Origin of the sequence: Pseudomonas sp. Rh2 (genome assembly GCF_040762985.1) — a bacterium.
In the GTDB taxonomy this organism is placed as follows: domain Bacteria; phylum Pseudomonadota; class Gammaproteobacteria; order Pseudomonadales; family Pseudomonadaceae; genus Aquipseudomonas; species Aquipseudomonas taiwanensis.
In genome coordinates this window covers 4178341-4190650 of record NZ_CP142890.1, presented here as the reverse complement: position 1 = coordinate 4190650, position 12310 = coordinate 4178341, and the positions used below count along the sequence as shown (strand labels likewise).

12 protein-coding genes are annotated in these 12310 nt (G+C 62.2%); all 12 read left to right on the top strand.

The annotated features are described in order from the left end of the window. Nucleotides 1-4 precede the first annotated feature (4 nt). The 12 genes from fliO (at nucleotide 5) to VXM67_RS18995 (ending at nucleotide 12303) form a co-directional block, all read left to right on the top strand. Nucleotides 5-445: a flagellar biosynthetic protein FliO gene (fliO, locus tag VXM67_RS19050; RefSeq protein WP_041925711.1), complete on the top strand. Its 441-nt coding sequence runs from the start codon at nucleotides 5-7 to the stop codon at nucleotides 443-445. After that, complete coding sequence (fliP, locus tag VXM67_RS19045) at nucleotides 445-1212, top strand: flagellar type III secretion system pore protein FliP (RefSeq protein ID WP_023381516.1); 768 nt, start codon at nucleotides 445-447, stop codon at nucleotides 1210-1212. Before fliO ends, fliP begins: the two co-directional genes overlap by 1 nt. A 21-nt stretch (nucleotides 1213-1233) precedes the next feature. Then, complete coding sequence (gene fliQ, locus VXM67_RS19040) at nucleotides 1234-1503, top strand: flagellar biosynthesis protein FliQ (protein WP_023381515.1); 270 nt, start codon at nucleotides 1234-1236, stop codon at nucleotides 1501-1503. A 7-nt stretch (nucleotides 1504-1510) separates the two neighbouring features. After that, the gene (fliR, locus tag VXM67_RS19035; protein WP_023381514.1) at nucleotides 1511-2287 is read left to right on the top strand and encodes a flagellar biosynthetic protein FliR; all 777 of its coding nucleotides are present in this window, start codon (nucleotides 1511-1513) and stop codon (nucleotides 2285-2287) included. Nucleotides 2288-2289: 2 nt separating this feature from the next. Beyond that, nucleotides 2290-3432 (top strand): flagellar biosynthesis protein FlhB, encoded by a 1143-nt coding sequence (gene flhB, locus VXM67_RS19030; protein WP_023381513.1) that lies wholly within the window; start codon nucleotides 2290-2292, stop codon nucleotides 3430-3432. Nucleotides 3433-3651: 219 nt separating this feature from the next. Beyond that, nucleotides 3652-5781, top strand: a complete 2130-nt coding sequence (gene flhA / locus VXM67_RS19025; RefSeq protein WP_023381512.1) for a flagellar biosynthesis protein FlhA — start codon at nucleotides 3652-3654, stop codon at nucleotides 5779-5781. A gap of 11 nt (nucleotides 5782-5792) precedes the next feature. Then, nucleotides 5793-7100, top strand: coding sequence for a flagellar biosynthesis protein FlhF (gene flhF / locus VXM67_RS19020; RefSeq protein WP_023381511.1), 1308 nt, complete (start codon nucleotides 5793-5795; stop codon nucleotides 7098-7100). A 93-nt stretch (nucleotides 7101-7193) separates the two neighbouring features. After that, nucleotides 7194-8027, top strand: a complete 834-nt coding sequence (gene fleN, locus VXM67_RS19015) for a flagellar synthesis regulator FleN (protein ID WP_016393812.1) — start codon at nucleotides 7194-7196, stop codon at nucleotides 8025-8027. Then, complete coding sequence (gene fliA / locus VXM67_RS19010) at nucleotides 8024-8764, top strand: RNA polymerase sigma factor FliA (RefSeq protein WP_023381510.1); 741 nt, start codon at nucleotides 8024-8026, stop codon at nucleotides 8762-8764. Before fleN ends, fliA begins: the two co-directional genes overlap by 4 nt. 103 nt (nucleotides 8765-8867) lie before the next feature. After that, complete coding sequence (locus VXM67_RS19005; protein WP_104881405.1) at nucleotides 8868-9242, top strand: chemotaxis response regulator CheY; 375 nt, start codon at nucleotides 8868-8870, stop codon at nucleotides 9240-9242. Nucleotides 9243-9261: 19 nt separating this feature from the next. After that, nucleotides 9262-10050, top strand: a complete 789-nt coding sequence (locus tag VXM67_RS19000; RefSeq protein ID WP_023381508.1) for a protein phosphatase CheZ — start codon at nucleotides 9262-9264, stop codon at nucleotides 10048-10050. A 12-nt stretch (nucleotides 10051-10062) separates the two neighbouring features. After that, nucleotides 10063-12303, top strand: coding sequence for a chemotaxis protein CheA (locus VXM67_RS18995; RefSeq protein WP_027908244.1), 2241 nt, complete (start codon nucleotides 10063-10065; stop codon nucleotides 12301-12303). Nucleotides 12304-12310 lie beyond the last annotated feature (7 nt).

The following is a 12310-nucleotide window of genomic DNA, read 5'->3' as shown; positions in this document are numbered from 1 at the left end:
CATGATGCGGGCTGTCATGGCCCTGGCCACCTTGCTCGCCAGCGAGGTGGCGATTGCCGCGGCAACGCCGACCCCTGTATCGCCAGCGGCTGCCGCGCCCGGTAGCCTGGGTGGTCAACTGGCACAGATGGTATTCGGCCTGTTGCTGGTGGTTGGCCTGATCTTCTTTCTGGCCTGGCTGCTGCGACGCCTGCAGGGCGCTGCGCCCAGGGGCGGGCAGGTGATCGAGATCGTCGGCAGTCGTTCCATCGGTCCGCGTGACCGGCTGTTGTTGGTGCAGATTGGCAAGGAACAGGTGCTGATCGGCCACAGCCCCGGCAGCATCGAAACCTTGCATGTCATGGCCGAACCTGTGGATGTGCCCGCTGACGCACGTGCGGCGGCACCCGAGTTTGCCCAGCGCCTTCTGGAGCTGATGGGCAAGGATCAGAAGGACAAGAAGTGATGACCGGCGCACTGCGCTTACTGTTGAGCATTCTGTTGCCAGTGGCGCTGCTGCTGGCTGCGCCATTGGCCGTGGCAGCCGACCCGCTGTCGATTCCGGCCATCACCCTGTCCAACACCCCTGACGGGCAGCAGGAGTATTCGGTCAGCCTGCAGATCCTGCTGATCATGACGGCGCTGAGCTTCATTCCAGCGTTCGTCATCCTGATGACCAGCTTCACCCGGATCATCATCGTCTTCTCCATCTTGCGCCAGGCCCTGGGCCTGCAGCAGACGCCGTCCAACCAGGTGCTGACGGGCATGGCGCTGTTCTTGACCCTGTTCATCATGGCGCCCGTGTTCGACCGGGTGAACAAGGATGCCCTGCAGCCTTACCTGGCCGAGCAGATGACTGCTCAGCAGGCCATCGACAAGGCCCAGGGGCCGCTCAAGGACTTCATGCTGGCACAGACCCGGCAGAGCGACCTGGACCTGTTCATGCGCCTGTCCAAGCGGACCGACATCGCAGGCCCCGACCAGGTGCCGCTGACCATTTTGGTGCCAGCCTTCGTCACCTCCGAGCTCAAGACCGCGTTCCAGATCGGCTTCATGATCTTCATCCCGTTCCTGATCATCGACATGGTGGTCGCCAGCGTGCTGATGGCCATGGGTATGATGATGCTGTCGCCGCTGATCATTTCGTTGCCGTTCAAGATCATGCTGTTCGTGCTGGTCGACGGCTGGGCGCTGATCATGGGCACACTGGCCGGCAGTTTCGGCGGCGTCTGACGCTGTCAAGGAGAGTCTTGCATGACCCCAGAAGTAGCCGTCGACCTGTTTCGCGATGCCCTCTGGCTAACCACGCTGATGGTTGCCGTGTTGGTGGTGCCGAGCCTGTTGGTCGGCCTGGTGGTGGCGATGTTCCAGGCTGCCACCCAGATCAACGAACAGACCCTGAGCTTCCTGCCGCGCCTGCTGGTGATGCTGGTGACGCTGATCGTCGCCGGGCCATGGCTGGTGCAGAAGTTCATGGAGTACATCACCGGCCTGTACTCCAGCATTCCGCAACTGATCGGGTGAGGCAGGCATGCTGGAGCTGACCGACGCGCAGATCGGCACTTGGGTCGCCACCTTCGTCCTGCCACTGTTTCGCGTGACGGCCGTGCTGATGACCATGCCGATCTTCGGCACGCGGATGCTGCCGGCGCGGGTGCGTCTTTACGCTGCCTTGGCCATCACCGTGGTGATCGTCCCGGGTCTGCCGCCGCTGCCTGAATTCGACCCTTTGAGCCTTCGTGGCCTGCTGCTGTGTGGCGAGCAGATCATTGTCGGTGCGTTGTTCGGTTTCTCATTGCAGCTGTTGTTCCAGGCGTTCGTGATCGCCGGTCAGATCATTGCGATCCAGATGGGTATGGCCTTCGCGTCGATGGTGGACCCGGCCAACGGCGTCAACGTAGCGGTGGTCAGCCAGTTCATGACCATGCTGGTGAGTGTGTTGTTCCTGGTGATGAACGGCCACCTGGTGGTGTTCGAGGTCTTGACCGAGAGCTTCACCACCTTGCCGGTGGGCAACGCGCTGGTCGTCACTCATTTCTGGGAAATGGCTGGCCGGCTGGGCTGGGTGTTCGGTGCGGGTTTGTTGCTGATCCTGCCGGCAATCGCCGCCTTGTTGGTGGTGAACATCGCCTTCGGCGTGATGACCCGTGCCGCGCCGCAGTTGAACATCTTTTCCATCGGCTTCCCACTCACCTTGGTGCTGGGTATGGGTATTTTCTGGGTGGGTCTGGCCGATATTCTTTCCCACTACCAGGCATTGGCCAGCGAAGCGCTGCAATGGCTGCGTGAGCTGGCAAGGGCGCGCTGAGCATGGCTGAGAGCGAGAGCGGTCAGGACAAGACAGAAGAACCCACCGACAAGCGCAAGCGCGACGCGCGCGAAAAAGGTGAGATTGCCCGTTCCAAGGAACTGAACACCGTGGCCGTGACCCTGGCCGGGGCCGGCGGATTGTTGGCGTTCGGCGGCTACATGGCCGAGACCTTGCTCGAAATGATGCGCCTGAACTTCAGCCTGACCCGCGAGGTGATCGTCGATGAGCGTTCGATGGGCGCGTTTCTGCTGGCCTCGGGCAAGATGGCGATCTGGGCGAGCCAGCCGGTGTTGATTCTGTTGTTCGTCATCTCGTTCGTCGCGCCCATTGCCCTGGGCGGGTTCCTGTTCTCCGGCAGCCTGCTGCAACCCAAGTTCAGCCGAATGAACCCGTTGGCGGGGATCAAGCGGATGTTCTCGATGCATGCGCTTACCGAATTGCTCAAGGCGATTGCCAAGTTTTTCGTGATCCTGGTCGTGGCGCTGCTGGTATTGGCGTCTGACCGCCAGGCCTTGCTGTCGATTGCCAACGAGCCGCTGGACCAGGCGATCATCCATAGCGTTCAGGTGGTGGGGTGGAGTGCCTTGTGGATGGCGGCGGGGTTATTGCTGATCGCCGCGGTCGACGTGCCGTTCCAGCTGTACCAGACGCACAAGAAATTGAAGATGACCAAGCAGGAAGTGCGGGACGAGTACAAGGACACCGAAGGCAAGCCGGAGGTGAAGCAGCGTATCCGTCAGCTGCAGCGGGAGATATCGCAGCGGCGCATGATGGCGGCGGTGCCAGAGGCTGACGTGATCATCACCAACCCGACGCACTATGCGGTGGCCTTGCAGTACGACCCCGAGAAGGGTGGAGTAGCGCCCTTGCTGGTGGCCAAGGGCACTGATTTCGTTGCCTTGAAGATTCGTGAGATCGGTATCGAGCACAAGGTGCAGATCCTTGAGTCGCCCGCTCTGGCCCGAGCCATTTACTACTCTACCGAGCTTGAGCAGGAGATCCCTGCAGGGTTGTACCTGGCGGTCGCGCAGGTGTTGGCCTATGTATTCCAGATCCGCCAGTACCGTGCGGGCAAGGGCAAGCGGCCGGATCCGCTCAAGGACGACCTGCCGATTCCGCCGGACCTGCGGCGCGATAGCTGAGCTGGGATTGGTGATGGGACTGGGAGTGAGGTCGAGCGCTGTCCCGCCCCTGCGTTTCTAGGCGCCGTGCTCCGCGATGCACCGCGCGGGCGGCGCTGGGTCCTAAAAACGCTGAATTCCCCGAGCCATAGGCAAAACCCGCAAAGTTGGAAAGCTTCTTGCAAAGCCACGCCCAAGCGCCCCCTTGGGTGTCAAAGTTTTGCTTGAAGAGGAATCGCGGTGGATCGCACTCAGTTAATCAGCAACGCCCGCAACAACCTGGCCGGTCTCGGTCGGGGCAACCTGGGCGTGCCGCTGCTGTTGCTGGTGATGTTGGCAATGATGATGTTGCCGATCCCGCCGTTCCTGCTCGACGTGTTCTTCACCTTCAACATCGCATTGTCGATCGTCGTGCTGCTGGTCTGCGTCTACGCCCTGCGCCCGCTCGACTTTGCCGCGTTCCCCACCATTCTGCTGGTCGCCACGCTGCTGCGCCTGGCGCTCAACGTCGCTTCCACCCGGGTGGTCATGCTCCACGGCCAGGAGGGACATGGCGCTGCCGGTAAGGTGATCCAGGCCTTCGGCGAAGTGGTGATCGGTGGTAACTATGTGGTCGGTGCGGTGGTGTTCGCCATCCTCATGATCATCAACTTCGTGGTGGTGACCAAGGGTGCCGGGCGTATCTCCGAAGTCAGCGCGCGTTTTACCCTGGACGCGATGCCCGGCAAACAGATGGCCATCGACGCCGACCTCAACGCCGGCCTGATCGACCAGGCCCAGGCCAAGGCGCGCCGCGCCGAGGTGGCGCAGGAGGCCGAGTTCTATGGCTCGATGGACGGTGCCAGCAAGTTCGTGCGCGGCGACGCCATCGCCGGTCTGCTGATCCTGTTCATCAACCTGATCGGCGGCATGCTGATCGGTATGCTGCAGCATGGCATGTCGTTCGGCGACGCCGGCAAGGTGTACGCCCTGCTGACCATCGGTGACGGTTTGGTGGCGCAGCTGCCATCACTGCTGCTGTCCACGGCGGCGGCGATCATGGTTACCCGTGCCTCGGGCTCCGAGGACATGGGCAAGTTGATCAACCGGCAGATGTTCGATTCGCCCAAGGCCCTGGCGGTTTCCGGTGCGTTGATGATCGTCATGGGCCTGGTCCCGGGCATGCCGCACATCGCCTTCCTCAGCCTCGGGCTGCTGGCAGGCGGGGGTGCCTATCTGGTGTGGAAGAAGCAGCAGAAGGCCAAGATCAAGGCCCAGGAAGAGGTGCAGCGTCAACAGGACCTGCTGCCGTCGCCGCAGCGTGCACTGGAGACCAAGGAACTGGGCTGGGACGATGTCACGCCCATCGACATGATCGGCCTGGAAGTCGGCTATCGGTTGATTCCGCTGGTCGACCGCAACCAGGGTGGTCAGTTGTTGGCGCGGATCAAGGGCGTGCGCAAGAAGCTCTCCCAGGACCTGGGCTTTCTCATGCCTACCGTGCATATTCGCGACAACCTGGACCTGCAGCCCAGCGCCTACCGCCTGACGCTGATGGGGGTGATCCTGGCCGAAGCCGAGATCTACCCGGACCGCGAACTGGCCATCAACCCCGGTCAGGTGTTCGGGACGCTCAATGGTATCGCCGCACGTGACCCGGCATTCGGCCTGGAAGCGGTGTGGATCGACATCGGCCAGCGTGCCCAGGCGCAGTCGCTGGGCTACACCGTGGTGGACGCCAGTACCGTGGTCGCCACCCATCTCAACCAGATCCTGCAGAAACATTGCCACGAGCTGATCGGCCACGAGGAAGTCCAGCAGCTCTTGCAGGTGTTGGCCAAGGCATCGCCTAAACTTGCCGAGGAGTTGGTCCCGGGTGTCATTTCCTTGTCGGGGTTGCTCAAGGTCCTGCAGGCATTACTTTCCGAGCAGGTGCCGGTGCGTGACATTCGCAGTATTGCCGAGGCCATCGCCAACAATGCCAGCAAGAGTCAAGATACCGCCGCATTGGTGGCTGCAGTGCGCGTCGGATTGTGTCGCGCCATCGTGCAAAGCATTGTCGGCGTTGAGTCCGAGCTACCTGTCATCACCCTTGAGCCAAGGTTGGAACAGATTTTGCTCAATAGTCTGCAAAGGGCCGGACAAGGTCAGGAAGACGGTGTTCTTCTGGAACCGAGCATGGCCGAAAAGCTGCAGCGTTCGTTGATCGAAGCTGCCCAGCGCCAAGAGATGCAGGGCCTGCCGGCCATCCTCCTGGTAGCGGGCCCGATCCGAGCCATGCTGTCGCGCTTCGGTCGTCTGGCTGTACCGAATTTGCATGTTCTGGCGTATCAGGAAATACCGGATAACAAGCAAGTCACCATCGTTGCCACTGTGGGCCCTAACGGCTGAGGTAGTGGGTTATGCAAGTTAAGCGTTTTTTCGCCGCCGATATGCGTCAGGCCATGAAGCTGGTCCGGGATGAGCTTGGCTCCGATGCCGCCATCATCGGTAACCGCCGTATTGCCGGTGGTGTCGAACTGACGGCTGCGCTGGACTACAAACTGTCGGCCCTGGCTCCGCGTGTGCCCAATGCCGAGCTTGAGCAAGAGCTGCGCAAGACCCAGTCGCGCATTGCCAACGTCCAGGCTGAGCTGGACAACCGTGATGACACAGCCGAAGGCAATCGCCAATTGTTCGCCGGGCAGTCGTTGACTGCCTCGGAGCCTTTGATCGAGCCTCACGTCGACATGCCGGCCCCTGCCGCGGCACCTGCGCCGGCGCCGGTCGACCCGCGTTTGTTCGATGCCATGCGCTCGGAGCTGTCGGGGCTGCGCGAGCTGCTGGAAGTGCAGCTTGGCTCGCTGGCCTGGAGCCAGTTGCAGGGCAGCAAGCCGCAGCAGGCCAACCTCTGGCGTCGACTGCAGCGTATTGGCCTGTCCGGTCCGATCGCTCGCGAGCTGCTGGATCTGACGGGCGAAATCGAAGAGCCGCGCCAGGCTTGGCGCATGCTGCTGGCGCACTTGGCACGGATGATCGAAGTGCCCGAGGTCGAGCCGATCGAGGAGGGCGGTGTCATCGCCATGGTCGGCCCGGCCGGCATGGGCAAGACCACCACCCTGGCCAAGCTGGCCGCCCGCTACGTGCTCAAGTACGGCCCGCAGAACCTGGCGCTGGTGAGCATGGACAGCTTCCGTATCGGCGCGCAGGAGCAGCTCAAGACCTTGGGTCGTATCCTCAATGTACCGGTGACCTACGTCGATCCAGGCCAGTCGCTGGCCCAGGCGCTGGAGCCGCTGTTGCGCAAGCGCGTGGTGTTGATCGACACCGCCGGCCTGCAAGCCAGCGACCCGGCCCTGCGCATGCAACTGGAAACCCTGGCCGGTCGTGGCATTGCCGCCAAGAACTACCTGGTATTGGCAACCACCAGCCAGAAGCAGGTGCTGACCGCCGCCTACCACAGCTACAAGCGCTGCGGGCTGGCCGGTTGTATCCTGACCAAACTCGATGAAACGGCCAGCCTCGGTGATGTGCTGAGCCTTGCCATCAGTCATGAACTGCCCGTGGCCTACCTTACCGATGGCCCGCGCATTCCTGACGACCTGCACCTGCCGCGCGCGCACCAGTTGGTCAGCCGCGCGGTCAGTGTGCAGTTGCAGGACGAGCCCAGCGAAGAGGCCATGGCCGACATGTTCGCTGATCTCTATCACAACCCTCGGCGAGCGGGTTGATGATGCAGCGTGTGCACAGTACCTACACCAAGGGGCCAGCAGAATTGCCTCCCGTGGGGTTTGGGTCCAAGCGAGACAAGGTAAACAACAGACATGGGTAGCATGCATCCCGTACAGGTGATCGCCGTAACCGGTGGCAAAGGTGGCGTCGGCAAGACTAACGTTTCAGTGAACCTGTCCCTGGCGCTGGCTGAGCTTGGTCGGCGGGTCATGCTGCTGGACGCCGACCTGGGCCTTGCCAATGTCGACGTACTGCTGGGCCTGACGCCCAAGCGCACCCTGGCCGATGTGATCGAGGGGCGTTGCGAGCTGCGCGATGTCCTGCTGCAAGGCCCAGGCGGTGTGCGGATCGTGCCAGCGGCCTCAGGCACGCAGAGCATGGTGCACCTGGCGCCTGCCCAGCATGCAGGGCTTATCCAGGCATTCAGCGAGATCGGCGACAACCTCGACGTGCTGGTGATCGACACTGCTGCGGGTATTGGTGACTCGGTAGTCAGCTTCGTGCGCGCCGCCCAGGAAGTGCTGCTGGTGGTGTGTGACGAGCCGACCTCGATCACCGACGCCTACGCGCTGATCAAGCTGCTCAACCGTGACTACGGCATGAACCGTTTCCGTGTGCTGGCCAACATGGCGCAGAGCCCGCAGGAAGGGCGCAATCTGTTCGCCAAGTTGACCAAGGTCACCGATCGCTTCCTTGACGTCGCCCTACAATACGTCGGCGCCGTGCCGTATGACGAATGCGTGCGCAAGGCAGTTCAGAAACAGCGCGCCGTGTATGAAGCCTTCCCGCGGTCCAAGTGCGCCCTGGCGTTCAAGGCCATTGCGCAGAAGGTCGACAGCTGGCCGCTGCCGGCCAACCCCCGCGGGCACCTGGAATTCTTCGTCGAGCGTCTGGTGCAGCCCACCAGCGCAGGGCCGGTCCTATGAACGCGAGCGGTTTCAAGATGTACAGCAGGGCGTCCAAGGATGCCCAGTACGAACTGGTGGAGCGGTATGCGCCACTGGTCAAACGCATCGCCTACCACCTGCTGGCCCGTCTGCCAGCCAATGTCCAGGTGGAGGACCTGATCCAGGCCGGCATGATCGGCCTCCTGGAAGTGGCCAACAAATACGACGCCAGCAAGGGCGCAAGCTTCGAAACCTATGCGGGTATTCGAATCCGTGGCGCGATGCTCGACGAGGTGCGCAAGGGCGATTGGGCGCCGCGTTCCGTGCACCGAAACACGCGCATGGTCAGTGACGCGATGCGGTCTGTTGAAGCCAGAACAGGTCGCGACGCTAAAGATCACGAAGTTGCTGCCGAACTTCAATTGAGTCTCGATGATTACTACGGGATTTTGAACGATACCCTGGGCAGTCGCCTGTTCAGCTTCGACGACCTGTTGCAGGACGGCGAGCACGAAGGGTTGCACGAGGATGGCGCCAGCGGCCAGATCGAGCCGTCGCGCGATCTGGAGGACGAACGCTTCCAGGCTGCCCTGACCGATGCGATCGCCAACTTGCCGGAGCGTGAGCGGCTGGTGCTGGCGCTGTACTACGACGAAGAGCTGAACCTCAAGGAAATCGGTGAGGTGCTTGGGGTCAGCGAATCGCGTGTCAGCCAGCTGCACAGCCAATGCGCGGCGCGCCTGCGCAGTCGTCTTGGGGAATGGCGGGCACGTTGAGCCTGGGGTCGTTGCAGTCGTTTCACGTTGTACCGAATTGATTGAATGCGTGCTCGGGGCCGAGCGCGTTTGAGACTGCTTGGAGGTCTAATTGAACAAAGACATGAAAATCCTCATCGTTGACGACTTTTCGACGATGCGGCGGATCATCAAGAACCTGTTGCGTGATCTGGGTTTCACCAATACCGATGAAGCCGACGACGGCACCACGGCGCTGCCGATGCTCGAAAGTGGCCATTACGATTTCCTGGTGACCGACTGGAACATGCCGGGCATGTCCGGAATCGACCTGTTGCGCAAAGTGCGCGCCCATGATCGCCTCAAGGGTATGCCGGTGCTGATGGTGACCGCCGAAGCCAAGCGCGACCAGATCATCGAAGCGGCCCAGGCCGGCGTCAATGGCTACGTGGTCAAGCCTTTCACTGCCCAAGTGCTCAAGGAAAAGATCGAGAAAATCTTCGAGCGCGTTAACGGCTGAGGCACGTAAGGGGGGCGCCATGGAACCATCACATACGTCTTTGGGCGAGTTCGAATCGACCCTGAAGAAACATGCCGAGGAGTTGGTCGAGAGCCTGGAACGGGGACGTTTCGGCGATGCGGTGCAGCTGATCCATCAGCTGAACCAGACCCGCGACCGTGGCTTGTATCAGGAAGTCGGCAAGCTCACCCGCGAGCTGCACAGCGCGATCGTCAGCTTCCAGATCGACCCGCGCATGCCGCAGGCCGAGGAGGTCTCGCAGATCACCGACGCCACCGAGCGCCTGTCCTACGTGGTCAAACTCACCGAGGGTGCGGCCAACCGCACCATGGACCTGGTGGAGCAGAGCACGCCGGTACTCAACGAGCTGTCCGCCGAGGCCCAGGCCCTGAGCGTTGACTGGCAACGGTTCATGCGCCGCGAGGTGGCAGCACCGGAGTTTCGTGAGCTGGTCAAGCGCGTCGACAGTTTCCTGACGCATAGCGCCGACGGGAACCGCAAGGTCGCCGGCCACCTCAACGATATCTTGCTGGCTCAGGACTATCAGGACCTGACCGGCCAGGTGATCAAGCGGGTAACCGCGCTGGTCACCGAAGTAGAAAGCAATCTGCTCAAGCTCGTGCTGATGGCCAGTCAGGTCGACCGTTTTGCCGGTATCGAACATGACCACCAGCAGCTGCGCGCTGAAAAAGATCAAGAAAAACATCCAACCCGGGGTGAAGGTCCGCAGATTCATGCCGATAAGCGTGAAGACGTCGTGTCCGGTCAGGACGATGTCGATGATCTGCTGTCCAGTCTGGGTTTTTAGGGAGCACGTTTAATGAGCTTCGGCGCCGATGAAGAAATCCTTCAGGATTTCCTGGTAGAAGCCGGCGAAATTCTTGAGCAACTGTCCGAGCAATTGGTCGAGCTGGAAAGCCGGCCTGACGATGCTGACCTGCTCAATGCGATCTTTCGCGGTTTTCACACTGTAAAAGGGGGCGCCGGCTTCCTTCAGCTCAATGAGCTGGTGGAGTGCTGCCATATCGCGGAGAACGTGTTCGACATCCTGCGCAAAGGTGAGCGCCGGGTCGATGCGGAACTGATGGACGTGGTCCTGGAAGCCCTGGACACGGTCAACAGCATGTTCGGCCAGGTGCGCGAGCGCAGCGAGATCACGCCAGCCACGCCTGAACTGCTGGCGGCGCTCTCGCGCTTGGCCGAGCCGGCCGGGGCCGAGGTCGCCGCGCCGGTGGTCGAAGCCGCGCCGGTGGCCGAACAGGCCGTCGCCGAAGCCGATATCACCGACACCGAATTCGAACAACTGCTCGACTCGCTCGATGCCGTGAAAGCCCAGGCCGAGGCCGCTTCCGAGCAGCTGCAGGGCGAAACGCTGACCGGCAGTGGCGATGAAATCACCGATGCCGAATTCGAATCGTTGCTCGATCAGTTGCACGGCAAGGGCCAGTTCTCGCCCGAGCTCGCCGCCGCCGAGCCGCAAGCGGCGGCCAGCGCACCGGCGAGCGATGAAATCACCGACGAAGAATTCGAGTCGCTGCTCGATCAGTTGCACGGCAAAGGCTCGTTCCAGGCCGACGCTTTGCCTTCGGCAGCCGCGCCCGCAGCCCAGCCCCCAGCGGCATCGGCAACTGCCAGCGGTGACGAGATCAGCGAACACGAGTTCGAAGCGCTGCTCGATCAGTTGCACGGCAAAGGCAAGTTCTCGGGTGAAAGCGTCGCCGCAGAGGCACCTGCCGCTGTCGCAGCGCCGGTAGCGGCCAAGGCCGAGAGCCAGCCGGCAGCCAAGCCGGCCCCGGCTGCTGCGCCCGTCGCTGCACCTGCGGCGGCCGCCAAGCCTGCAGCCCCTGCCCGCAGCCCAGCGCCTGCCGCCGACAAGCATGCGGCCAGCGAAGCGGAGACCACCGTGCGGGTCGACACGGCGCGTCTGGACGAGATCATGAACATGGTCGGCGAACTGGTACTGGTGCGTAACCGCTTGGTGCGCCTGGGCCTCAATAGCGGCGACGAAGCCATGTCCAAGGCCGTGTCGAACCTCGACGTGGTCACCGCCGACTTGCAGACCGCGGTCATGAAAACCCGCATGCAGCCGATCAAGAAAGTCTTCGGCCGCTTCCCGCGCCTGGTCCGTGACCTGGCTCGCCAGCTCAAGAAAGAGATCAACCTGGAGCTGGTCGGCGAAGAGACCGACCTGGACAAGAACCTGGTCGAGGCCCTGGCCGATCCGTTGGTGCACCTGGTGCGCAACGCCGTCGACCACGGCGTGGAAATGCCCGACGAACGCGAGGCCGCAGGCAAGGCCCGGACCGGCCGGGTGGTGTTGTCCGCCGAGCAGGAAGGCGACCACATCCTGCTGTCGATTTCCGATGACGGCAAGGGCATGGACCCGAGCATCCTGCGTGCCAAGGCCGTGGAAAAGGGCCTGATGGACAAAGACGCGGCCGATCGCCTGAGCGAATCGGACTGCTACAACCTGATCTTCGCCCCAGGCTTCTCGACCAAGACCGAGATCTCCGACGTGTCCGGCCGTGGCGTGGGCATGGACGTGGTGAAGACCAAGATTTCCCAGCTCAACGGCTCGATCAACATCTTCTCGGCCAAGGGCCAGGGCTCGAAGATCGTCATCAAGGTGCCGCTGACCCTGGCGATCATGCCGACCCTGATGGTGATGCTGGGCAACCAGGCGTTCGCCTTCCCGTTGGTCAACGTCAACGAGATCTTCCACCTCGACCTGTCGCGTACCAACGTGGTCGACGGCCAGGAAGTGGTGATCGTGCGCGACAAGGCATTGCCGCTGTTCTACCTCAAGCGCTGGCTGGTCCAGGACCAGGTGCACGAGGAGCAGCGCGAAGGCCATGTGGTGATTCTTTCGGTCGGTACTCAACGTATCGGCTTCGTGGTCGACCAGTTGGTGGGCCAGGAAGAGGTGGTGATCAAGCCGCTGGGCAAGATGCTGCAGGGCACACCGGGCATGTCCGGTGCCACCATCACCGGTGACGGGCGCATTGCGCTGATTCTCGACGTTCCGAGCATGCTCAAGCGTTACGCCGCCCGGCGTTATTGATTTCGGT

Coding starts and splice junctions, on each gene's coding strand:
- VXM67_RS19000 (WP_023381508.1), top strand. CDS start 9,262: ATGGAACCATCACATACGTCTTTGGGCGAGTTCGAATCGACCCTGAAG.
- VXM67_RS19005 (WP_104881405.1), top strand. CDS start 8,868: ATGAAAATCCTCATCGTTGACGACTTTTCGACGATGCGGCGGATCATC.
- fliO (WP_041925711.1), top strand. CDS start 5: ATGCGGGCTGTCATGGCCCTGGCCACCTTGCTCGCCAGCGAGGTGGCG.
- fleN (WP_016393812.1), top strand. CDS start 7,194: ATGGGTAGCATGCATCCCGTACAGGTGATCGCCGTAACCGGTGGCAAA.
- fliA (WP_023381510.1), top strand. CDS start 8,024: ATGAACGCGAGCGGTTTCAAGATGTACAGCAGGGCGTCCAAGGATGCC.
- flhB (WP_023381513.1), top strand. CDS start 2,290: ATGGCTGAGAGCGAGAGCGGTCAGGACAAGACAGAAGAACCCACCGAC.
- flhF (WP_023381511.1), top strand. CDS start 5,793: ATGCAAGTTAAGCGTTTTTTCGCCGCCGATATGCGTCAGGCCATGAAG.
- fliP (WP_023381516.1), top strand. CDS start 445: ATGACCGGCGCACTGCGCTTACTGTTGAGCATTCTGTTGCCAGTGGCG.
- fliQ (WP_023381515.1), top strand. CDS start 1,234: ATGACCCCAGAAGTAGCCGTCGACCTGTTTCGCGATGCCCTCTGGCTA.
- VXM67_RS18995 (WP_027908244.1), top strand. CDS start 10,063: ATGAGCTTCGGCGCCGATGAAGAAATCCTTCAGGATTTCCTGGTAGAA.
- fliR (WP_023381514.1), top strand. CDS start 1,511: ATGCTGGAGCTGACCGACGCGCAGATCGGCACTTGGGTCGCCACCTTC.